We start from the raw sequence: 22,721 nt of genomic DNA on the forward strand, positions 1-22,721 counted from the left end.
GTTGTGTCTTGCTCTGTCGATTACTTACGGGTGACGATCTTGCAGTTCGCGGGCGGAAGGGCGTTGCCATCGAGAATGATTTCGCCGATCGAATCCGCCACGATTTCGCCGCTCGTCGGGTTCTTCACGCTCGTCACCGCGCCGCGGATATCCGCATGCACCGTGCAGTACTCGAAGGCGAGATCCGCGTCCGGATCAAACGTGCAGTTTTCCAGCACCAGGTTTTCGCAGTAGCAAAGCGGCTGCTGACCCTTGATGTGGCAGTTGACGAGATGGAGGTTCTTGGAGTGCCAGCCGAGGTATTCGCCGTCCAGCGTGCAGTTGTAGCAGGAGACGTTCTCGGTGTTCCAGAAGGCGTCGCGGGAATGGATTTCGGAATCGAAGACTTCGATATTCCGGCCCCACTGACCGAGGTAGTTGCCGTTCAGCTTGATGTTCTTCAGACGGATGTCAGAAGAGTGTGCGAGGAGGTAGTCGCCCTTATCGAAAGAGCTCTTTTCAACGAGAACGTTTCGACAGGACCAAAGCGTTTCCTGGGCGTCCGTGAACGTACAGTCGCGGATTTCAATGCCGTCCGAATCGCGGAAGGACTTCGGGCACTCGAACCGGGTGTTCGTCACCTTGAAGTTCTTCAGGTACCAGAGACCGGAGCGGGCGGTTACCTTGAGAAGGCAGTTGTCGACCACGGTATTGGTATTGATCCAGAGGGGATACTTGCCCTCAATGTCGCAGTTGGTCAGCGTGAGATTCGTGCCGTGCTTGATGGGAGAATCACCGGCGAGAATCGTAACGTGATCGAGTTTGGCGTCAGAAAGCTTGTAAAGGGAGCGTTCGCCGCCGAAAGTCTGATTAGTGATGAGCTGCATGATGTTCCAATCTTTCTTTTGTTTTTCGTGGTGCTTTAAATCATATCCTGAGGCTTGATAGGCCGTGAGGCATAGTGACCGGGGCTTGATGTAGGACCGGAACCATATCGTTTTTCTCTCGGGATTTAATATAGAGAAGACTGATATTGAAGAAAAAAATGAGGAGGCAGCGAAATGAATATTGGTATGAGGATTCTCGCGGCCGCGGTGCTTTCAGCTGCGATTTCGTTTCCGGCGTCCGCGATCGGGGGCCCGGGTGTCCCGCCGCCTCCGGGAGCCCCGAAGACCCCCGGCTATCAGGCTCCGGTTCCGCCGGCACCCCGCGCTCCGGCTCCGAACGCGCGGGCGTATGGCCCGACTGGACAGTTTGCCGGTTCGGTGAGCCGGGATGGAAGAACGTATGACAGCACCGGGCACTATGTGGGACGGGCGGATTCTTCCGGCCGGATTTATGGACCGACAGGAAAGTACGTTGGGCGGTCAGATAGTTATGCCCGGCAGCAGAATGCCCCTAAACCCGTTTCCGGTTCTCTCAATCGGTAACAAGAATACCGGATTTTATTGACTTTTCCTGAAATTCGGACTAATAACACTATTAATAACTCCTTTTTAAGGAGCCGCAGGTGAAAGACAGTCAGGAAATCAGGACAACACGCCGAGCCGTCATCATGGGACTCTTGCTCGCGGCATCCGGCGCCGCGTTCGCCGACACCAAGTTTTATGACCGGTATGGAAGCTACACGGGGAAGCGCACTGACGACGGGAAGTTCTACGACCGCTACGGCGCCTATCAGGGCAAAGTGTCGAAGGACGGGAAGTTCTATGACCGCAGCGGGGCGTATCAGGGGAAGCAGTCCTCAGACGGCAAATATTACGACCGGTATGGTGCTTATCAGGGAAAGCAGTCGAAGGACGGCAAGTACTATGACCGGAACGGTGCCTACGATGGGAAGAAATCGAAGGACGGAAAGTATTACGACCGCTATGGCGCCTATCAGGGAAAGGCGCAGTAACGCCTCCTGAAATCGTTTTTTCGAGGTTAAGCCATGAAGAAAGGTCAGGAACGCGGCCTAAGCCGGCGCGCCGTGATTGCCGGCCTTCTCCTCACTGGAGCGGGAGCGGCACTCGCCGCTACCAGCTACTACGATAAGAACGGGTTCTATCAGGGCAGCGGAAAGAACCGTCCGTGAGCAGACGCCCCTGTGATCCCCCTTCAGAAAACCAAAGCTCCGGAAAGGAAATGATCCTTCCGGAGCTTTTTTATAATCCGCGGACTTTACGGAACGAAGCGCGCGGGTTCCGGCGTCTCAAAGGACACGGCTTCCGCGGTGAATCCCGCGTCTGTCAGCGCCTTCACGCCGCGCTCACCCGTAATGAAGTGGGTGCTCTTCCCAAGGAGTTTACCGTTTGAGAGGACAGGTTTCCCGGCGACCCAGGAGTAAAGCGCCTTCTGCCGCTCAAGGTCAAAGACCGTGATATCGGCGTCGGCGCCCGGAGTGAGATGCCCCTTATTCACGAGTCTCAGATGGCGGGCGGCGTTCACTGACGCTTTCACGACAAATTCGGAGAGCGTGAGGGCACCGAACCGGACGAGCGAGAGCCCGGTATCGATAATGACATTCCTCGGAATGCAGCCGCCGTCAGTTGAAATCGAGTCGACAACGAAACTTCCGTCGTCCCGCTTCGCCTCGGCGATCAGGAACCGGGCGGAGGCGGGGTTCACGGGGAAGGATCCCGCGGTCACCGTCCCCTTCGACTTCCAGTAGTCCACGGCCTCTTTCCCCCCGATCAGGTACGAGATATTGCCGTCGTCATAAATGACGAAGAGGTTCCCGGCGAGAATGGCTTTTTCAATTCCGGCCGTGTCCTCGCTGCAGCCAAAGGTTCTGAGGCAGTTGCAGGTGACGTGATCCGTGCAGGCGCCGGTCTTCGTGTCGCAGGTGAGAATCGTGCCGTTCATCGGGCTCACGTACGCCTCGGACCAGATATTCGGATGCGCCTTGAGAAGATCCAGCGCCTCTTTCACTTCGTCGAGCACCGGGTTCACGCGGCCGCGGCAGTAGGCGTTGATGTGGGCAAGGTGCAGCGGGGCGTTACCGATCGCGCGGACCACTTCGCGGACCCCTTCAATATTGGACCCGGCAGTATCTGACCCAGCGTGCCAGGCGATATAGGAGCCGCACTTCACGGCTTCCTCGACGAGAGCCGCTTCGGTTTCAAGCGCCACAGGCCAGTGGCCGCCGAGAATCTTCACACCGATCGCGCCGGCCTCAAGCGACTTCCCGATCCAGGCGTCCATCGTCCTGCGGTCCGGCGCCTTGGTCCCCATCTGCTTCATGGGGGAGAAACCTTCCAGCATCGCCACATTGATGCCGCAACCGAATTCATGGCTGTCCGCTACAATGCCGGCGACCGGACCCGCCATATCGAGGCACGTGGTGACGCCCGACATGGCGGTCATCCGCTGGCCGTACCGGGACCCGAATTCGGATCCAAGGTGGAGATGAGGATCAATGACGCCTGGGGTCAGAACAAGACCGTCGAGAGAAACGGTTTCTTTCGCGGAACCGAGGTTATCGCCCACCGCGGCGATCTTTCCATTCTCAATCCCGACATCCGTTACACGGTCCAGATGATTCACCGGGTCCACGACCCGGGCGCCTTTCAGAATGCAGTCCAGCATCACTCACCTCACGATAAGAAGGTCCAAAGGACCGGACAGCCATAACCCGAATGCAACGTCAGGTCAGAGCTGTTCGGATAAATCCTATTCTAGGTCGGTGAGATGCTCCGCCGGGGTGGTGCGAGTGTGTGCGGCGCGGAAAGGGAAATTGATATAAATGACTTCCGGAAGACGGATAAAAAATCCCGGAAAGCCAGGCAGGGCTTTCCGGGGTGGGATCTGACAGATGTGCGATCCGTCAAATCGCGCGGGCGATCAGCTGAATGCCAACGAGGCACATCGCGAGACAGAGGAGCTTCAGGATCAGTTTCGGCTTGCTCTTCTTCGCGAGCTTCACGCCGATCTGGGCACCGACAATAGCGCCGACACCGACCGCGATCGCCGGGACCCAGAGAATGTGGCCGAGCATCGCGTGGCTTACCGTGCCGATCAGCGCACTGATCATCAGAACAAAGGTGGAGGTCGCGGTCGCGATGATGGTCGGGAAGCCGAGGATGAACATCATCATAGGAACATGAATAATGCCGCCGCCGATACCGAGGATCGAAGAGATGAACCCGACAAAGAGTGAGAGGAACACACCGAGCCAGAGATTGAATTTCGCGGTCTTCGGGTCAAACCCTTCAATCGGCGTTGAGCCGCGCTTCGAATTCTTCTTCCACCACATGACGGCTGCCATCAGGATCAGCGTGACGCCGAAGGTGATCGAGAAACCAGGACCCGAAAAATAGTTGGACAGCGTGCCGCCGAGCCACGCGCCCGGAATTGTCGCGATCGCGAACGGGATCGCCGCGCGGAACATGATGAGGTTGGATTTCCAGTATGCCCAGGAACCTGACATCGCGTTCAGCAGCACACCGAAGAGGCTCGTGCCGATGACCTGCTGCACGGTTTCAAACGTGGTTCCGTGAGGAGGCATCATCGTAAGCATGAAGAGCGGAACCATGATGAGGCCGCCGCCCAGACCGACGAGCGCGCCGAAGCACCCGACGCCGATACCAACAAGGAATAGGGTAATGAAGGAAATCATGATGTAAGTGGATCCGGTTTGTAATAACCGGGGCTCGCTGTCCCGGGGTGTGGGTAGTCTAGCGCTTTTGGCTTAGATAGATTCCCGGTTATGAGCGCATAAAAAAGGGATCCCGTCTGAAGGACCCCTGGTCTGGGTTTTAAACCGGCTTCCACCAGCCGTAAGCGGGTTCAGTCCGGATCGGTAGTGTCGTCGCGATTTCCTGAACGAGCGACTCGTAGTCCGACACGTTTTTGGTTTTGAGAAGCTGTTTAAAAAGCTTTTCGCCGCCCTCAAACATGTTCTTCATATAGAACCAGTACTGTTTCATATGGCCGACGGTGTTTCCGATGCTTCCGAACGCCGCGGCGTAATCCGCCATCAGCGCGTCATGAAACGCCGCGAGCTCTTCACCCGAGGCCGGCGCGCCGCCCCGGGCCTCACGGAAAATCGCGGGATTTGCGACTGAGGCGCGGCCGATCATGAGCGACTGAAGTTCAGGATGGGTCTTTTCCCACTCGCTGATCTGACTCACAAGGTGAATGTCGCCATTAAACCCCACCGGCATCGGGAGTTTGGGGAGCGCCCTGAGGAAACACTCCGTTCTCGGATCCCCCTTATAGAAGTCATTTCTCACCCGGGCATGAATGACGAGTTCCGAAATGGGGAAATCCGCGTACACCCGAATGAGATCATCGAACTCTTCTTCCGTATTCCAGCCGAGACGCGTTTTTACGGACACCGCGATCGGAAGAGGTTCCGCGAACACCGATTCGAAAAACTCCCGGAGCTCGTCCGGATGCCTGAGGAAGCCGCATCCCTTTCCCTTCCCGGTTACCGTGCCCATCGGGCAGCCGAGGTTGAGGTTCACCTCGCTGTAACCGAGTTCGGCAAGGCGCTTCGCAGCCCAGAGGAAGCGGTCTGCGTCTTTAGCCATCAGCTGCGGGACGACATTCATCCCGCGGTTCGCTTCAGGGGACAGCTCCCGCATCTGACGTTCCGTAAACTCGGGCTCCACGGTCGGGGTGACAAACGGGGTGTAGTACCGGTCGACGCCGCCGAAAAATTCATGATGCCGCCGCCGGAAAACAATTCCGGTGAGGCTTTCCATGGGAGCCAGAGTGAGAAGCATGGGAGTATTCAAATCAATGAGATAGAGGTCGCGTGGGAGAGGGCTCAGAGTCCTTTTCCCGCAGGGCGCACATCTTAGCAGATGGGAGAAAAGGTGCGGCGGAAAAAACTTTGCCCGGAGTCGGGCGGAACCCTCATCCGGGCAGACAGACCTAAAACCGAGGATCAGACACGCGGTTTCAGGCGGACAGGAGGCGCGTTACTTCCGGGCGCCGTTCTGGAGATAGCGGAAGACGAGCTCATCCTGAGAGTTTTCGTCACCGGCCTTTCCGCCCTGCGGGAAGATCGAGTACCAGCCGCTCGCGGTCTGGCTTGAGGGGCTAGGCGCCGCGTGGCAGGCGCTGCACTTGGAATCCTTCGCGGCTTTGGCCTGAGCGGTGAGACCGGCGCCGTCAGCGGTGAGTTTCGAAGAGTCAACCCAGCCTTCAGCGGTTGCCACGTTCCAGGTCGCGCCGAGAATCTTCGCGGTGCCGGCCGAAGGATCGAGCTTCACGGTGCGGGAAGAGGCGAATGCCGCTTCAATCACGGGCTTTCCGGGTTCTGCCGAAATGTGCGTGGGATCCGCTACACGGGACCAGCCGCGGATCCGGACGCGGGCCTTGCCGCTCACGCGTTCAAGTTCCTCCACCTGGGTGCCCGCAAGCACCTGACCCGCTACATTCGCGCCCGGGGTCGACGTGATGTCCGTGGTTTCAGTCGTATAGAGAACAGGGCCGGCCAGCGCAGTACCTGCGAAAGCCGCGGCGATGAGGGCTGCAGCGAGCTGAGCCTTGTAATGAAATTTCATAGTGCGCTCTCCCTTCTGAATGGTTTTCTCAAAAACATTCCGTTATGTTTGTTTTAGCCCCAAGAGACAATAAGTTCAAGACGTTTTAATAGGTAGAAAAGCTTACCTTTTGTGACTAATACCGCCTGAACGCGTTTCTCATTCCCCCATTCCATGCGTGCCATGGACCTCTGCCGCATAATTTGTGAATCACAAAGAAAACAGAACGGGCCGGGAACGCGAAGTCGGAGATCCGTCCTTCGCGGCGGCTCGTTTTTCCGAAAGGGGAAACGGGATATGTCTGAAAATCTTGAAACGCTCTGCAGCAGGGTGGATGAATCCAGAGACTCCATGCTGGCCACTTGGAAGCTGCTCGTCGACCGCGACTGCGGATCCAAAAACAAGGCCGGGGTCGACGCGGTCGGGCAGGATGTGAAGGGGATTCTTGAGTCCGCGGGCTTCAAAGTCCGCTTTTACGAGTATCCCGAGGCGGGGAACCTTCTCATCGCGGAGCGCGGTGACACGACGAAGCCGTTTGTCGCTCTGATCGGACATCTCGACACGGTGTTCGCGGATGGCGAGGCGGCAAAGCGCCCCTTCACGATCAAGGATGGCGTTGTGACGGGCCCGGGGTGTCTCGACATGAAGGGCGGAGTGACGGTGCTCCTCTCCGCAATGCGGATTCTGAATGAAGCCGGCTGGGACCGGTACCCGGTGAAAGTGATTCTCGCGGGAGACGAAGAAGCGGGCCATCAGAAGTCGACCGCCGTGCGCGACATGATGGCAGAGGCGAAAGGCGCGCTTTTCGGCCTCAATTTTGAAACGAGTTTCAAGGACAATTCAGTCGTCATTGAACGGAAGGGCGTCGCCACATTCCGGTTTGACGTGCAGGGGATCGGCGCTCATGTGGGCAATAATCCGAAAGGCGGCCGGAGCGCCATTACAGAAATCGCGGCGAAGGTTGCTGACATCAATGCGCTCACCGACTATGACGAAGGCACGACGCTGAATGTCGGCGTGATCGGCGGCGGCACAGTTCCGAACGCCTGCGCCGAAAAGGCGTTCTGCGTGGTCGATGTCCGCTATAAGGGTGAGGCGGGAATCACCCGTGTCCGGGCAGGCCTTAAGGCGATCGCGGATAAGGTCTATCTCGACGGGACGCATACGGAAGTGACAGAACTCTTCTACTTCCCCGCGATGCCGAGGCTTGAATCGTCTCTCGAACTCTTCAGCCGCGTGAATAAGATTGCCGTGGAGCATGGGTTCCCTGAGATGACCGCCAAGGGGGTTGGCGGCGGATCCGATTCCGCGGCGCTCACGATGGCAGGAGTCCCGACAGTTTGCGCGCTCGGCGTGAAGGGGGAATTCAACCACACGGTCCGTGAGTACGCGATGGAGGACTCTCTTTTTGAGCGCACAAAGCTCCTCATCACGATCCTCTGCACGATCTGAGCATAGGACCTGATCAGCCAACCGGCGGATAGCCGCAGGACCATCCGCCGGCAACAATAAAAAGACACAGAGCCGAAACTGAATAAAGGATGATCATGACCCCAGAAATTGAGTCTCTTTTCCGCGACGTTGACCAGGCAAAGCCCGATATGCGGGCAACCTGGGCGTACCTCGTGAATCACGACAGCGGATCAAAAAACAAAGCCGCCGTGGATGCCCTGCAGGCGTTTGCCGCGCATACGCTGAAGAAATGCGGTTTTTCGGTACGTTTCCATGAGTATGAGGAAGCCGGGAACCTGCTGGTTGCCGAACGGGGGGACATGACAAAACCCTTTATCTGTCTCGTCGGGCATCTCGATACGGTGTTCCCGGACGGAGAAGCGGCGGAGCGGCCCTTTACGATCCGGGATGGAATTGTGACGGGTCCGGGGTGCCTTGATATGAAGGGCGGCATCACGATTCTGCTCTCCGCTATCCGGATTCTTGCTGCCCGGGGCTGGGACCGGCATCCGGTGAAGATCCTGATTTCGGGAGACGAAGAAACGGCTCACCGCGGATCCAAAGCGGCGCGTGACCTGGTTGAGGAAGCCAGCGGCGGATTTGTCGGTCTGAATCTTGACACGGGGTTCGCGGACGGGAGCGTCGTTCTTGGGCGAAAGGGCTACGCGGTCTACCGGGTCGAAGTGTCGGGTGTCGGCGCCCATGCCGGCAATAATCCCGAAGACGGCCGGAGCGCGATTATCGAGCTCGCGCATAAGATGATCGATATCAACGATCTTGCGGACCATGAGGCGGGAACCCTGATCAACGTGGGGGTCATGGGAGGCGGTACGGTCCCGAACGCGATTCCTGACAAGGCCTGGTGCACGGTGGACGTACGGTTCACGAAAGCAGCGGAGATGGAACGCGTGAAGCGCGCGATGGCGGAGCTTGAGACAAAACGCTATATCGAAGGCACCGAAACCAAGGCGGAGCTCAAGGTCGATATTCCGGCAATGGAGCGGACTGAAGCTTCTGAAGCGCTTTTCGCCCGGGTGAATGACCTTGCGGTTTCCTGCGGACTGCCGGAAATGAAACCGATCAGCACGGGCGGAGGATCTGACTCCGTATTCCTCTCGCGGGCCGGCGTTCCCACGATCTGCTCACTCGGTGTCCGGGGCGAATTTAATCACACCGAGCGTGAGTACGCGATCGAAGAGACGCTTTACGAGCGGACAAAGCTTCTGCTTGCCGTCCTTCAGACGATCTGATCCGAGATTGTCGGAAACAGAAAAAACCGCGGAACTGCTGCCAAGCGTCCGCGGTTTTCTGTTGGTTTAAGCGTTGGTTATTTAACATTTCCGGCAGCTGCGACCCGGTCCTCAACGTTCTTGATTCGCTTCGAGGTATCGGGGTGGTCTCCGAACATCTTCTGCATGATGCCGGAATCCGCGTCGCCGGTTGAAATCTTCTTGAGGGCGGAAGCCATGGCGAGCGCCTTCTGTTTTCCATTCGGCTCCTTGAGGAGCAGATCCACGCTGTAGTTATCTGCTTCGGTTTCAAGCGCCTGAGAGTACTGGGCGGAAATCGCGGAGTAGGCGACCTGCTGCATCAGGTCAGACCCGGTGCCATCGAGACCGACGAGGGAGCCCAGCGCGCCGCCCGCGCTGAGCGCGATCGCGACGCCGCGGTTCGTGCGGTACTGCTGCACACTGTGACGGAGCGCCACGTGTCCGATTTCGTGACCGAGCACGGCTCGGACCTCATCGTTATTCAGACGATCAATCAGGGCGGAATACACGCGGACACAGCCGTTTGGCATCGCCCAGGCATTCATGTCCTTGGTCTTATAGACCTGATAATTCAGTGTCTGCCCGCCGACCTGTGTGGGGAGTCCCTGCCGAATGATGGCCATGCGGCCGTCATACTGGTGAGTAATGGTGTTTTTCTGATCCATCTGCCGGCAGCTCTGATTGGCGGCTGCAACGACTTCCTGATCGGAACCGAGCGACTCCATATTGGCGCAGCCTGTGAGCGCTGCGGCCGAGGCGAGAAGTGCGAGGAGGATCTTTTTCTTCATATATTCACCCGCTGAAAAACCGTCGTATACATTAATCATAGGGTGAAAACACGGAATATGGGAACTGCTCGAAAGGGGGAGGCGGCAGGGCTTCACCGCCTCCGGTTCAGGGAAGAGACTTATTCCTCGAACGTCCCCTTGACGATCACCTCAGAGTTCCGCATAAGGAAGCGCCCCTTGGAGACCACATCCGTGAGGTTCCAGTTTTCGTCAAAGAGGCAGGCGTTCGCGCAGGCGCCGGTTTCAACGCGGCCCTGATCCTTGAGGCCAAGAGCATCCGCGACATTCGTGGTATCAAACGTGAGCGCGAGTGACGGATCCATTCCGTGGTTGCCGATCAGATCGCGGACCGTATCGAGCAGACCGCCGACACCGCCCGTGGCGAGTCCGATCATTTCACCCTTCTCATTAAAGCGGGGCATTGAGCCGTGACCGTCAGTCGACATCGTGATCCGGGTGGGATCAACACCGGAGGCGATGGCCTCTGTGATGTCGTTTGCCGTGGAGCCGTTGCAGGAGAATCCGGCCGTGTAGTCAACAAAGCCCCCGTGGCGGGCGAATTCAAGCGACCCCTCGTACACTTCGCACTTTCTTGAGCAGTGCGTCGGACGGATGTGACGGATCGGGAAGCCGCCCTTCTCGAAGGACAGGAACATATCAAAGATCCCGGGGATGTCGCCCATATGGACGTGCAGCACACCGCCCTTACCGGTAATCATGCCGGTGAGACGGATATCGGAGAGAAGGTGCAGCACTTCATCCGGCCGCGGGAAGGAGGAGCGATGGTCGCCGAGCGCGATCTTGACACCGAGGCACTCCGGCACGAGGAACAGATCCTGCGCGACTCTCTGACTCATCGATGTGCAGGGGAAGCGGTAGTTGCTCGTATACATCCAGGCGCTTACGCCCTCGATCGAAAGGGCCCGGACTTTGGCGAGCAGGTTTTCAATCGAGCGGGAAATGAAATCCGTTCCGCAGACGCCGACGATCGAAGTCGTACCTACCTTCACGAGTTCGGAAAGCATGATTTCAGGCGTACGGCTCGCAAAACCGCCTTCACCGCCGCCGCCATTCACGTGAATATGCTGATCAAAAAATCCCGGGGTCAGAATCTTTCCCTTGGCATCAACGGTTTCAAGATCGGGGAGCGAGACGGTGAGATTGCTGCCGACCGCGAGAATTTTCCCGGCTGCCATCAGAACATCGGTGATGCCCAGATCCTTCGGCGCGTAAACGCGGGCATTGCGGATAAGAAGAGCCATGTGTTGTCACTCCTGAAAATAAGGGAGCCCATAAGAACTGGGTTCTGCGGGTGGAATTCTAAAAGGATTCAGAAAATAGAGAGAAAGAGAACAGGATCTGATGGACGGAAAGGGAGCTTCAGGGCTGTTGCTCAGGTGGGAGAGGAATTAAACTGACTTCTCTGTCTGAAAAAACAACTGAACGCAAAGAGAGACGCCCCGATGACTGAAACGATTTCTCCCAATTCCGACGCGATACTGCTTCTCACGGCGCCGCTCGCCGTACGGGGCGAAGTGCAGGAAGGAATCGAACCGCTGTCGACTGAGGAATATGGATTCCTCGCGCGGCAGCTTCTCGATATGAAGAGAAAGCCATCCGACCTCCTGAACCCGGAGAACACCGAACTGATCCACTCCTGCGGCGAACTGGTCGACGCGGAGCGTCTTAAAGCGCTGCTCGGAAGAAAGGCGGAGCTGTCCCGCGCCCGGGCGGCCTGGCGGTCTCTTGGTATCTGGTGCTGTACGCGGGCGGACCGGGATTATCCAAAAATCCTGAAAGCGCATCTGAGAGAAGATACGCCTCCCGCTGTCTGGGGCTGCGGCAATCTGAAGCTTCTGCAGAGTGATGCCTTTTCAGTACTGGGTACCGGATCCAAAAACAAGCACTATGACCGGATCGGTAACGAAAACGGCACAATGGCTTCTTATGCCGGATTTCTCGTTGTCGCGTCGGGCGAAGAGGGGGCAGAAAACGGAGCGCTTCGCGGCGCCCTGAAGGTAGGAGGGACCGCGTGCCAGGTGCCGAATAAGCCGCTCGCGTCGCTCGCTGCGCAGCCGGGCTGGAAGAAGCTGCTGGATTCCGGGAAGCTCGTTCTCATGACCGCTCTGGATCCGTTCCTTGGTTGCCGTTCAATTGAAGACCGGCTTTCAAATAAGCGGCTCGCACTTTCTCTCGGCGCCTCGGCGCTCCTCGTGAACACGGAATCGATGGACGATCCGGCGTGGGTCGCTGTTGAGGAGCATCTCGGAAAATACGAGTCTGTGCCGATTTACTTTCAGGAAACGCCGCCGGTCCCGGAATATATGGGGCCGCTCTTCGATATGGGGCTCAAACGCTGGCCTCATCTGAACGGTGTCGTCGATTTCCACACACTGGTGCTGGGCGAACGGAAAGAACCTGATCCTGTGCCGCTGCCCCCTGAAGGGAAGTATGAGGAGGTTCCGCCGCAGGAACCTGAAAAGAAGGCTGATTCTCCTGCAGCCGCGCCGGCACCGAAACCCCTGTCCGCAGAGGACGCGGAAGCTGAAGCCCGCCGAAAGGCCGGTTTGGCGGAGCTTGAGAAACTCCTCAGCCGTCTCACGGATAAAGAGGGAATTTCGGCGAAGGATATTGTTTATGAGACCGTTCAGGTTCTGACAGACAAGGGCAAGATGGATCCGATCGTCGCCGCCGTACTTCAGAATGTGAGCTTTCCGGGGGCCTGATTTTCAGACCTGCAGAAAACAGGCGGCAGTATCGCTTGTTTTCTTTTATCCGCCAATATATACCAAGGTAGAGTAACAGGGCCACTAACATAAAAAAAGGTCGGCCAGCGACCAGACAAATAAAAAAGCCCGGCAGAGCCGGGCTGTCCTTAAGGAGGAAAGGCAGAAATTACTTAACCTGCGCCTTCTTCACGAGGTCACGCATGTAGGCGTTAACTTTCTGAGCCTCCAGCGCGCGGCGGATTTCAGGCTTCACGCGATCAAATGACGGAGCCGCCTTGGCATTACGCGTGCCGCGGTTCATAACCACTTCGTAACCGGCAGGGCCGGTCACGATAGCGGTCTTATTGCCTTTCAGTCCCTGAAGGGTAGAAACCATCGGAGGAGGAAGGGCACCCGTGTTGACCCAACCCATATCACCGCCGTTCCGCTTGGCAGTCGGATCGAGAGACTCCGCGCGGGCAATCTTCTGGAACGATTCGCCCTTGGCGAGACGAGCCTGAATCTTCTGCGCTTCGTCCTGTGTCTTCACAGCGATATGGTTGATGTGGATCTCGGTCTTGCCGTACTGAGCTTTCTGCTGGTCATAAACCTTGCGGACCTCAGCATCCGTGACCGGGTTCTTCTTCAGATAGTCGCCGAGGTAAACGTCAGAGACAATCTGCTTTCTCGCATTCTGAATCGCGGCGGCAACAGCCGGACGCTTTTCTACGCCAGCCTTCTCCGCTTCCTGCAGCACGACGGTACGGGCGATCAGATTGTCGCGGATTGCCTGTTCGAGCTGCGGCGTACGCTTCTGACCGTGGGCCGTAGCGGCAGCCAGGATCTGCTCCTGTTCAGCCGCGGTGATCTTCCAGCCGTTAACGGTCACGTCCTTGAATGCCGCATTGGCAGCAAACGGGATCGCGATCACGCAGGCAAATACGAGTGCCTTCTTGAACTTCATTTGATGTTTTCTCTTTTTGAATCAGAAAAGCTTACTTTACGACAGCACGGGAGGTGATGTCACGCACGTACTGCTGCGCGGTCTGAGCGGCAGCAATTCGCTGAAGCTGGGGCTTAGCCTGTTCAAAGGTCGGGAAAAGCTGCGCGGGACGCGTAGCCACCACCTGGAACACGGCCCAGCCGCCGCGGAACTGCACTGGCTTCGAGTAAACCTGACCGGCCTTGAGGGACGGGAGGAGCTGACCAATCTGCGGAACAACACGAACCGGAGCGAACCAGCCGATGTCACCGCCGCGGGCCTTGGAAGGCTGATCAATCGTCACGGCAGAGGCGACCTTGGCGAAGTTTTCACCCTTCAGGACGCGGTTCAGAGCGTTCTGGGCTTCACCCTGGGTCTTCGTCACGATCTGACGGAGGTGATACTCGGTGTTGCCGTAAGCGGCCTTGTCCTTCTGATACATCTTCTGCAGATCAGCGTCAGACGTTGGATGCTGCTGGACATAGCGGTTAAGGAGAGCCTCAGTCATGATGTTGTTCGTGGCGTTCTGAACAGCGATCTTGACGTTGGGGTCGTTTGCGAGACCAGCCTTCTGGGCTTCCTGAAGCACAGCGATCTCGGTCACGAGGTTCTGCTTCACGGCATTTTCAAGCTGAGGCGTACGCTGCTGGCCGCGGGCCGTCAGATTCTTCAGAATCTGCTCCTGCTGGGCGGCCGTAACCTTCGTCCCATTGACAGTGAAATCCGTAACAGCGGCATTCGCGCAGGCAGCGGCAAATGCAGACATGAGAATAACTGAAAGTTTCAAATTCATAGTTTCTGGCCCAATCGGAGCGTAGCCCCAAAAATGTTTACAGACACTGACCATTCTAGCGCCAATAGGATGGACGTAATCAAGAAATTTACGAAAAGCGTTACTGCATAAATGTGTCTAAATGACACAAGTTACGGTCCGGATTGAACAAAGTTCAAAAAAATCGCCTCGATCCGTCAGCATTGCTTTAAACACTTTTACGCATAAAAGCGAAATTGTTTACATAAGCTGTCCGTGTCCGAATTCCTGATCAAGGAAATCGAGGAACTTTTTTACCTTAAGCGTCATAAGGCGCCGCTGCGGGTAGACCGCGGAAAGCGTCTTTGACGGAATTGGATAATCCGGGAGCACCTGAATGAGTTCTCCCCGCTCAATGTGAGGGCGGAGCCTGAAAAGGGGCTGCTTTGTGATACCTAGTCCTCCGATCGCCATTTCGCAGGAAATCAGGCAGTTATTGGCGAGATATTTCGCGCTTGTCGGGATGGTGATCAGGCTCCGATCAGGCCCCTTGAAGGTCCAGGATGTCTGATCCTGACGGACGAGCAGGGTATGGTGCGAAAGATCTTCGGGGGAAGCGGGCATTCCGTTTGCTTCGATATAGGCAGGGGAGGCCGCGAGAATGATGGGAAGCTCGGAAATTCTATGCCGGATCAAAGAGCTGTCAGGAGGCTCCTCATCCGTGACCGCTACATCGAAACCCTCTTCAATCAGATTGACTTCTCGGTTTGTAACCGTCATATCGAGGCGGATACCGGGATTTTCCTTCAGCCAGCCGGGGAGTTTGTGTGAGAGCTGATAGATAGCAAAGGTATTGGCAACGGAAACCCGGAGTGTCCCCTTTACTTCTCCCGTGAAATGGGAGACCAGGGCGTCAGTTTCTTCAACGTCCGCCAGAATGACCCGGGCCCGTTCCAGGTACATTTCACCGATTTCGGTGAGGTTCTGCCGCCTCGTACTCCGATTGAGCAGCTGGGCACCTATGTCCTTTTCGAGAGCCGCGATGATTTTGGCAATGTTCTGCGGTGTCATTCCGCAGGCCTCAGCGGCGGCTGTAAATGACCCGCAGTCAGCCACCTTTTCGAAGACTTTCATTCCGTGAAGACGGTCCATGATTCACAACTCCTGGTTTTGTGAATGGCAGATTATGGATTTTGAATACCTTCTTTGAGTAAATATACAACTGCGAGTTTAAAAAGAAACAAACTTCTGTCTGTTTTTCTTTGGTAACGATGCACATAGCATCAAGAGTGAGTAGTCAGATCAATAAAGACTGCCGCCAACCATAGGAGAAATGTATGACGAAAGCAGCTCTGCTTCTCGCGATGGTCTCGGGCTTCATGCTCGCGGCCGGAGCGGCTAACGCCGCGACGCTTCCGAAGGGAAGCCACAAGGATCTGCCGTGCGCTACCTGCCATAAAGGCGGCGATACGACGAAAAAGCCAACCATGGACCAATGCCTGGCGTGCCATGGTTCCTATAACGATCTCGCCAAGCGCACTGAGAAACTGAATCCTCAGTTCAATCCGCATCTCTCGCATAAAGGGCAGGAGGACTGCACCAGCTGCCACAGCATGCATGGGGAAAGCCATCTGATCTGCAACGACTGCCATGCCTTTACCGGTCCCGGCACCCAGATGAAATAGGAGAGAGAAAAATGACTGAAAAGATGAATCGGAGAAATTTTCTTCGTGTGGCGGCAGCAGCTCCGGCAACTCTCGGTGCGGGCAGTGTGTTTGCGGCGTCAACTTCGGGGACGCCTGCTCCCGCTCACTGGGATTACGAAGCTGATGTTGTTGTCATTGGATGCGGCGCGGCGGGGTTGATGGCGGCGGTTCAGGCGTTTGATGGCGGCGCGAAAGTTGTTGTATTCGATAAGGGCATGAGCCCGTACCACACTTCAACCCGGCTGAATGGCGGCTGTTTCGCCGCGGTCGGGAGCCGTATCCAAAAAGAGCACGGGGTCAAGGATTCTCCGGAGGCGTTCGTTGACAACATGTCGGCGTACGGGGATGGTATGACACTCAGAGAACCGGCTCTGACGTACGCGCGGAATTCAGGTGCCGCGTTTGACTGGATGGTGGATCATGGGCTGGCTCCTGGTATGTGGCAGCCCTATAACGGACACACGAATCCGAGAACTGTCCGTCAGAAAACCTATAACGGCAAGGACTATATCGACGTCCTGGTGCGTGAATGCAATAAGCGCGGAATCAAAATCCACCACGACAGAGCGCTTCAGAAAGTCTTTTATGACGAAAAGGCCAATCGGGTGCTGGGTGTCGCGTGCGGTAACTGCAAAGTCACGGAAACTGCTCACGCCGCTAAGGGGGTGATTCTCGCGACTGGAGGATTGACCGGTTCCCCGACCGAAGTCGGAAAATGGTCGCCTGTTCTCTCTGACGCTGTGACAATCGGCGGCGGCGCGAATAATGGCGATGCGATGAGGGTTGTAATCCGGGACGTGGGTACGCCCATTACCCACATGCAGTACTTTGCCGAATATCCGGATGCTCTCGCGACCGGACCCGGCCGGGGACCGCAGATCCGCTATCAGTATTTCGTGGATGAGGGCGCGATGCTCGTCAATAAAGAAGGAAAGCGGTTCGTCAATGAATCGCTTGCCCCGACGCTGATCTCTCCCTCTATGGAACGGAATTCAGATAAGAGCATGTATCTGCTGATGACGACGGATCAGTTCGAACGCGCGACAAAGAAGTATCCGTTCGGGGCTCTGCTCAGTTCACCGCAATGGACCCGTGCCCGCTGGGATACGGAACTCGCTAAGGGCCGGGTCATCGTTCAGGGAAACACGATTGAGGAGGCGGCTAAGAAGATCGGCGTGGATCCCAAGGGGCTGCTCGATCAGGTCGCGGAGTGGAATCAGACAGTCGCGTCAGGCCGGGATCTTAAGTTTGGCCGCACGAAGTTTGCCGGCAAGTTTGAAGGCACTCACTTCTTCATGGCCAAAATCAATGTCTGGGTCTGCCTCTCGATGGGAGGCTTCAAGGTGGATAAGCACCTCCAGGTGCTGGGGTGGAATGATCAGCCGGTAGGCGGTCTGTATGCGGCCGGTGAAACGGTCGGCGGTATCCACGGAGCCCACTATCTGGGAGGCGACGCCTGTGGCTTTGCTCATACGTCCGGATATGTGACAGGGAGGCTGCTGACAGGACAGAAAGTCGTGATTTGATTGTTGGCCTCTGGCTGACAGCGTAACTCTCCGCGCTGTCAGCCGATTCTCTCACCGCTGGAAGACTTTGGGCTTTCAGCGGTTTTTATTAATTATTGAGTGGCGGATGCTGGTTCCCAATAGCTGTAGGAGAATCAGATATATCGTTTGATGATCTCTCAGGGGGGGAGAGGAATGGCGATGGACTTCGTTAAGGAAATGGTGGAGGCGAGACGCTGTCTTCATAAGCGTCCGGAAGAAGGGTGGACAGAGTTTGAGACAACCTGGTTTATTGCCAAGCGTTTAAAGGCGCTGGGACTCCAGGTCACGATTGGGAAAGCCAATATCTGTGAATCAGAGGTTCTGGGACGGGATCCGGTTCTCGTATCCGATGCCATGAAGAGGGCTGCCGCACATGGTGTCCCGGAAGACTTTCTGAAAGCGACAGAAGGGTACACGGGTGCTGTGGCGAGGTTCGATACCGGGAAGCCAGGTCCAACCACAGCTTTCAGAAGTGATATTGATTGTGTGCTCGTCCGGGAAACAGATAATCCTGAACATCTTCCCAATAAATTGGGTTTCGCGTCAGAGCGCCCGGGCTTCATGCATGCCTGCGGACACGATGGGCACACCGCAGTGGGGCTTGCGGTTGCACATTGGCTGGTGATGAATAAGGATAGACTTTGCGGCCGGTTTATTCTGATATTCCAGCCGGCAGAAGAGGGCGTACGGGGGGCCCGCGCTATGGCTGCGTCTGGTCTCGTGGATCACGTGGATTATTTCCTTGGCGGACATGTCGGAGGTGACGCGAAGCTCGGAGAAATCGCGGTGATGGATGGCGGATTCCTCGCGTCTACCAAATTTGATGTGTCGATTGAGGGGACTCCGGCTCATGCCGGCAATTCACCGGAACTTGGGCACAGCGCTCTGATGGCTGCGTGTGCCGCAAGCCTGATGATTCAGGGGATTCCCAGAAACAGCCACGGCGAAACACGGGTCAGTGTCGGGAAACTCGAAGCAGGCGAGGGGAGGAACGTGATTCCGGCTCACGCGAAACTGCAGATGGAAGTGCGCGGCGAAACAATGGCTGTGAACCAGTTCATGGCTGATTATGTTTACGACATTTTTGCCGGTGTCGATAAGGCCTATCGGGTAAAGTCCACGGTCACGAAAGCAGGGGAGTCTGAGACTCTGATGCCGTGTCCGGAAATTTATCCGGTGCTTGAAAAAGTCATGGCTAAGATTCCAGGCACCAAATTGCTACCGAGGGTCCACTCGGGAGCGGGGTCCGAAGACTGCGCGCTCTTTATCCGACGGGTCATTGAGCACGGCGGTAAAGCCGGTTTTGTGCTCTATGGCTGCAACCATCATGGTCACCATCGCCCGGATTTTGAGATTCAGGATGAAATCAGTCTCCCGATTGCGTTCCGGATTTTTACTGGATTCGCTGAGGAAGTGAACGGTCTGAAATAGCTGCCCCGGAAATAAAAGAGGGCGCTGCGGAGTGCAGCGCCCTTTGACTCTTTTCAGGCAGATCCGGTTTCAGACAGAAACCGGAATCCTCATCCGATTAGAAGCGGTGAAGGATGCCCATATCGAGTTCGCAGCCAGTCGGCGTAGCGGAACCGGTCGGGGTCTTGACCTTTTCAGACGAGTAGCCAGCCATTGCGTAGAGGGAAGTCCTCTTGGAAAGCGGATAGTCATAGCCGACAGCAGCCGTCCAGCGGTTGAAGTCGGTGTTGTTCTGGTTATCCATATCGCGATAGTTCACAGCAACCTTGACGGTACCGCCGAGGACCGGATAGTGAGCGCCAACGCCGATACCCCAGCCGTCAACATACCCGTAGCCCTTGCCGCCAGTGATGGCGTTCAGACCCGCATAACCAACGCCAGCACGGGCGCGGGCGGTCAGTTCCTGATCATGGAAGTGCTGTCCGAAAGCAATGATCTTGAAGCCGTTATTGAAGCCATAGTTGCCGCCGAGAGTCACGGTGTAGCCCTGATCGGGGATGTCCGTGCCGGTACGGTAAGAGCCGTACATCGTGGTATCAGCAACGAGAATGCCTTCCAGGCCGCCATTCTGGTAACGGGCAGCGAGAGAAGCGTAACGGTCAGAAGAGCTCTTGCCTTCAGTGCCGGTGTCGGTAGCCGTATTCATCTTGAACGAGTACATGGCATAACCGGTCAGGCCGGCGTAGGTCGGCGTGCGGTAAGAAATCGAGTTATCGGTGCGGGTCCACATCGAAGCGGTCGCAGCGCCGGAACCAAAAGCAGAGGTGTAGTTAGCGAAGAGCGGATCAATAGCGCGGAAGAGGCCATTGGCACCGAGCACGCTGCCGAAGATCGGCAGGCGGCCAAACGACAGAGTACCGAAGCCGCCGGAAACGCTGATGGAAGCTTCACGGCCGAAGAGGCGGCCATTCTGCTTGGTATCAGAGAGACCCGTGTCAGATTCAAAACCAGACTCGAGAACGAAGCTCACCTTGTAGCCGTTGCCGAGGTTCTCTCCACCCCGCAGGCCCCAGCGGGAACCGAATTCCTGACCGTTATCCATGGAAAGCGTGTCGGTGTTCGCAACACCAGCCACGTCAGAGTGCGTGTGGACATAGCCGAGACCCGTATTGATCAGGCCATAGAGCTGAACATCGGCAGCAGAGGCAGTTCCGACCATACCGGCGGCAACGCATAACGCAACAAGAGTCTTTTTCATAATTGGACATCCCTTTGAGTGTTTTTATATCAGGCCGTCCAGCATGACTACTGCCCCTGTGACAATCCCCGTGGGAAACCTCTCTCCGTATAACCGACGGGGTATTGCCAGTAGTCATGAAGGACTAACCCAATAAGGCATAAATCAACCTGATATGAATCATAGGACGCCTCTATCGTTGTTTTTTCGGTCACGATGGATTATCTTTCCACCCGTTCACTAAAAGTGAACTCCCACAAAACGAAGCTTTATACAGAAAAACAACGAAGTAGAGATTTGTGACACAATAAACCGGAAGTTTTACCGGCATAATTGCAAAAAGCAGTGCTTTTCTGCCAACTGCCGCTAAGGCTGAAGTGAAGGGGACGTCATGAAGATCCGACAGATTGAAGTGTTTCTGGCAGTGGCCGAAACTGGCGGTGTCAGGCGTGCGGCAAACCGTCTATGCATTACGCAGTCAGCGGTCGCCAAAGCGATAAGCCAGCTGGAAGCCGAATTGGGTTGCCCGCTTTTTGATCGCAGCGCGCTCGGTCTGCGGCTGAATGAGGCGGGGCAGAGTCTTCTCCCCTATGCCGAATCCATCGCGTCCAACGCTACACGGGCCGCAGCTGCGGTTGCGGCCTGCGCGACTGGCCGCGTGACCTCACTTCGCCTTGCGATTACTCCGACATTGCCGGAAGAAGTTCTCTCGGCTGCTGTTCAGAGATTCCGTCTGAGATTTCCCGCGGTCAAGCTGATTTTTTCCAGCGGCTTCTTTTCAGACTGTCTGCCAAAGATCCTGACTGACAGACTGGACCTCGCGCTCGTCATGGCAGGCCGTCATCAGCATGAGGAACTCACGTCGCTTGTTGAAGAACCTCTTTGCACGCTGACGCAAGGGGTGGTGGCAGGGAAAGGGCATCCTGTCCTCGCTCCGGACTCGGATCTCAAAACTTTACTCAGTAAAGCGGAATGGCTGACCACCGTCCAGGACGAAGTTTTCCTGATCCGGCGTCTTCATGATTTTGGCGTGACCGCCCCGAGGTGCCTCACTCTATGCGATTACTACACAGTCGATGCTTTGAATGGAACTTCCGGCGCGTTAAGCCTGTCACCTCTCTGTGTAGTGGATGATCCAAGATTAGCGAATCGTCATCTTGAAGCGCTTGACCCAAGGAGATTCCCGCTTCCGCCTCTTACTGTTTCTTTCTTCCGCCAGAAAGGGGTGGAGCTTTCTCCAACAGCTGATTACATGCGCTTTTCAATCTGTGAAGCCTTCAAAGAATGGTGTGAGAAAGGTCACAGGCGCTTTGTTCAGCCGTTTTAAGAAAGTCCCCTGAGCATCCTCCTCTATATATAGATAGCTGCAGGCTTTGATTTCTGGAAGCAGGCGAGTTCTGTCAACGTTCAGCCGATCTGGGTTCAGATCGGCTTTTTATTTCCGCGTTTTTTCCAAGGGGAATGCCTTCCTGAGCGTTTGAGGCTGACTGGAAGCCTGAATTTTTCCGCCCAGCACTCAGAAAATTGGTCAAATCGCTGAAAACCACACTCAGACAGGCAATAAAGCCGATTCCAAAAGCATTTTTTCTACTTTGATATAAAAATAGAATCCTATAATACAAAAATTAATTAAAAATAAGACTTAAGTCTTACAGCATCTATTTTGTTAGAGTAAACCCTAATAAAGCACATTTTTTAAAAATTTGATTTTTATAGTAAGTTTATCAAGCAATGTTTACAAAAAAGTGCTTGACTTTTGATGTGAATATATGTCGTCCTTTGTCGTTAAAGATAGCGACAATTAAGCATCAAATCTATGGTTTTAAATATAGAAATCGATATCTGCGATTATTATGCTGTTAAAGTTAACTAAAGCATGCCAATAAAGATCTATCAGAGTTCAAACTGAAATTTAGCTGGATTAGAAGGGAAAATCAGTCTGAAAAGTCTCTCAATCCCTAAAAAATGGAGCGAATCAATACAGAAAGTGATAAAAAACATCCAATGAATGTACTGGTATGGATAAAAATGCAAATAAAAAGTGTAGTAAGTACTTCTGCATTGGTTATTTCAGTGACCTGGAAACAAGCCAGGAGCAAAAAAACGGGCTGCGGAGGGCTGGTTAAAAGGAAAGGGTCAGATGCTCTCTTTTAAGGTTCTTATTCAACATAACTTATATTATGTTGAATAAGAAATTTGAAGAAAATATGGAACTCTTTAAAAAATAAAGACTTATCTTCTGTTTTCTGAAATTTTTATAGCTGAATTTTTGTTTATGACTGTTCGGCAGCTGTCCCGAACCGCTATCTATACCAAAAATCACTGTGATTTGCCTGTAATGGCTCGGCGAGGACCGATTTATCTGGCGGAATGACGCGTTCCAAAACCCGATTAATGCCAGGAGCTCTAATTTT

General features: G+C 55.4%; 21 protein-coding genes. 10 read left to right on the plus strand and 11 right to left on the minus strand.

What is annotated here, in order from left to right; translation table 11 throughout:
* Positions 1 to 20 precede the first annotated feature (20 nt).
* A complete protein-coding gene (locus M4NBBH2_RS07100) occupies positions 21 to 866 on the minus strand; it encodes a DUF3737 family protein (RefSeq protein ID WP_116270287.1) in 846 nt (281 codons plus the stop codon).
* A gap of 174 nt (positions 867 to 1,040) precedes the next feature.
* On the opposite strand from M4NBBH2_RS07100, the gene M4NBBH2_RS07105 reads away from it, so the two are divergent.
* From M4NBBH2_RS07105 to M4NBBH2_RS11785, 3 genes are all read left to right on the plus strand, one after another.
* Positions 1,041 to 1,409, plus strand: a complete 369-nt coding sequence (locus M4NBBH2_RS07105; protein WP_116270288.1) for a hypothetical protein — start codon at positions 1,041 to 1,043, stop codon at positions 1,407 to 1,409.
* An 80-nt stretch (positions 1,410 to 1,489) separates the two neighbouring features.
* Positions 1,490 to 1,879 (plus strand): hypothetical protein, encoded by a 390-nt coding sequence (locus M4NBBH2_RS07110; protein ID WP_022442777.1) that lies wholly within the window; start codon positions 1,490 to 1,492, stop codon positions 1,877 to 1,879.
* A gap of 33 nt (positions 1,880 to 1,912) precedes the next feature.
* Positions 1,913 to 2,056 (plus strand): hypothetical protein, encoded by a 144-nt coding sequence (locus M4NBBH2_RS11785; protein WP_160117880.1) that lies wholly within the window; start codon positions 1,913 to 1,915, stop codon positions 2,054 to 2,056.
* A gap of 86 nt (positions 2,057 to 2,142) precedes the next feature.
* On the opposite strand, the gene M4NBBH2_RS07115 is transcribed toward M4NBBH2_RS11785, so the two are convergent.
* The 4 genes from M4NBBH2_RS07115 to M4NBBH2_RS07130 form a co-directional block, all read right to left on the minus strand.
* On the minus strand, positions 2,143 to 3,549 hold the full coding sequence (locus tag M4NBBH2_RS07115; protein WP_116270289.1) for an amidohydrolase family protein: 1,407 nt from the start codon (positions 3,547 to 3,549) through the stop codon (positions 2,143 to 2,145).
* A gap of 238 nt (positions 3,550 to 3,787) precedes the next feature.
* Entirely contained in the window at positions 3,788 to 4,579 is a 792-nt protein-coding gene (locus M4NBBH2_RS07120) for a sulfite exporter TauE/SafE family protein (RefSeq protein ID WP_116270290.1), read from the minus strand.
* A gap of 139 nt (positions 4,580 to 4,718) precedes the next feature.
* Positions 4,719 to 5,690 (minus strand): tRNA dihydrouridine synthase, encoded by a 972-nt coding sequence (locus M4NBBH2_RS07125; protein ID WP_116270291.1) that lies wholly within the window; start codon positions 5,688 to 5,690, stop codon positions 4,719 to 4,721.
* A 198-nt stretch (positions 5,691 to 5,888) separates the two neighbouring features.
* Entirely contained in the window at positions 5,889 to 6,476 is a 588-nt protein-coding gene (locus tag M4NBBH2_RS07130; protein ID WP_116270292.1) for a hypothetical protein, read from the minus strand.
* 276 nt (positions 6,477 to 6,752) lie between these two features.
* On the opposite strand from M4NBBH2_RS07130, the gene M4NBBH2_RS07135 reads away from it, so the two are divergent.
* Both M4NBBH2_RS07135 and M4NBBH2_RS07140 read left to right on the plus strand, forming a co-directional pair.
* Positions 6,753 to 7,907, plus strand: coding sequence for a M20 family metallopeptidase (locus M4NBBH2_RS07135; RefSeq protein ID WP_116270293.1), 1,155 nt, complete (start codon positions 6,753 to 6,755; stop codon positions 7,905 to 7,907).
* A gap of 89 nt (positions 7,908 to 7,996) precedes the next feature.
* Positions 7,997 to 9,157: a M20 family metallopeptidase gene (locus M4NBBH2_RS07140; protein ID WP_116270294.1), complete on the plus strand. Its 1,161-nt coding sequence runs from the start codon at positions 7,997 to 7,999 to the stop codon at positions 9,155 to 9,157.
* Positions 9,158 to 9,234: 77 nt separating this feature from the next.
* Here M4NBBH2_RS07140 and M4NBBH2_RS07145 read toward each other — a convergent pair whose 3' ends face one another.
* Both M4NBBH2_RS07145 and iadA read right to left on the minus strand, forming a co-directional pair.
* Positions 9,235 to 9,966: a M48 family metalloprotease gene (locus M4NBBH2_RS07145; RefSeq protein ID WP_160117878.1), complete on the minus strand. Its 732-nt coding sequence runs from the start codon at positions 9,964 to 9,966 to the stop codon at positions 9,235 to 9,237.
* Between the two features lie 119 nt (positions 9,967 to 10,085).
* Positions 10,086 to 11,228, minus strand: a complete 1,143-nt coding sequence (gene iadA, locus M4NBBH2_RS07150) for a beta-aspartyl-peptidase (RefSeq protein ID WP_116270296.1) — start codon at positions 11,226 to 11,228, stop codon at positions 10,086 to 10,088.
* 201 nt (positions 11,229 to 11,429) lie between these two features.
* Here iadA and M4NBBH2_RS07155 point away from each other — a divergent pair, with 201 nt between their 5' ends.
* Positions 11,430 to 12,692, plus strand: a complete 1,263-nt coding sequence (locus M4NBBH2_RS07155; protein WP_116270297.1) for a DNA-processing protein DprA — start codon at positions 11,430 to 11,432, stop codon at positions 12,690 to 12,692.
* A gap of 169 nt (positions 12,693 to 12,861) precedes the next feature.
* On the opposite strand, the gene M4NBBH2_RS07160 is transcribed toward M4NBBH2_RS07155, so the two are convergent.
* The 3 genes from M4NBBH2_RS07160 to M4NBBH2_RS07170 form a co-directional block, all read right to left on the minus strand.
* Positions 12,862 to 13,638 carry a peptidylprolyl isomerase gene (locus tag M4NBBH2_RS07160; RefSeq protein WP_116270298.1) on the minus strand — a complete coding sequence of 259 codons (777 nt, stop codon included), beginning with the start codon at positions 13,636 to 13,638 and terminating at the stop codon, positions 12,862 to 12,864.
* A 31-nt stretch (positions 13,639 to 13,669) separates the two neighbouring features.
* Positions 13,670 to 14,422, minus strand: coding sequence for a peptidylprolyl isomerase (locus tag M4NBBH2_RS07165; protein ID WP_160117877.1), 753 nt, complete (start codon positions 14,420 to 14,422; stop codon positions 13,670 to 13,672).
* 246 nt (positions 14,423 to 14,668) lie between these two features.
* Positions 14,669 to 15,559 carry a LysR family transcriptional regulator gene (locus M4NBBH2_RS07170; RefSeq protein WP_116270300.1) on the minus strand — a complete coding sequence of 297 codons (891 nt, stop codon included), beginning with the start codon at positions 15,557 to 15,559 and terminating at the stop codon, positions 14,669 to 14,671.
* Between the two features lie 185 nt (positions 15,560 to 15,744).
* On the opposite strand from M4NBBH2_RS07170, the gene M4NBBH2_RS07175 reads away from it, so the two are divergent.
* From M4NBBH2_RS07175 to M4NBBH2_RS07185, 3 genes are all read left to right on the plus strand, one after another.
* Positions 15,745 to 16,092 (plus strand): cytochrome c3 family protein, encoded by a 348-nt coding sequence (locus tag M4NBBH2_RS07175; protein ID WP_116270301.1) that lies wholly within the window; start codon positions 15,745 to 15,747, stop codon positions 16,090 to 16,092.
* Between the two features lie 11 nt (positions 16,093 to 16,103).
* On the plus strand, positions 16,104 to 17,639 hold the full coding sequence (locus M4NBBH2_RS07180) for an FAD-dependent oxidoreductase (RefSeq protein ID WP_116270302.1): 1,536 nt from the start codon (positions 16,104 to 16,106) through the stop codon (positions 17,637 to 17,639).
* Between the two features lie 180 nt (positions 17,640 to 17,819).
* Positions 17,820 to 19,091: an amidohydrolase gene (locus tag M4NBBH2_RS07185; RefSeq protein ID WP_306307592.1), complete on the plus strand. Its 1,272-nt coding sequence runs from the start codon at positions 17,820 to 17,822 to the stop codon at positions 19,089 to 19,091.
* 97 nt (positions 19,092 to 19,188) lie between these two features.
* On the opposite strand, the gene M4NBBH2_RS07190 is transcribed toward M4NBBH2_RS07185, so the two are convergent.
* On the minus strand, positions 19,189 to 20,328 hold the full coding sequence (locus tag M4NBBH2_RS07190; RefSeq protein WP_116270303.1) for a porin: 1,140 nt from the start codon (positions 20,326 to 20,328) through the stop codon (positions 19,189 to 19,191).
* 370 nt (positions 20,329 to 20,698) lie between these two features.
* Between M4NBBH2_RS07190 and M4NBBH2_RS07195 the strand changes: the two genes are divergently transcribed.
* The gene (locus M4NBBH2_RS07195; RefSeq protein WP_116270304.1) at positions 20,699 to 21,634 is read left to right on the plus strand and encodes a LysR family transcriptional regulator; all 936 of its coding nucleotides are present in this window, start codon (positions 20,699 to 20,701) and stop codon (positions 21,632 to 21,634) included.
* The last annotated feature ends 1,087 nt before the right edge of the window (positions 21,635 to 22,721 follow it).

Source organism: Mesosutterella multiformis, assembly GCF_003402575.1.
Taxonomy (GTDB): Bacteria; Pseudomonadota; Gammaproteobacteria; order Burkholderiales; family Burkholderiaceae_F; genus Mesosutterella; species Mesosutterella multiformis.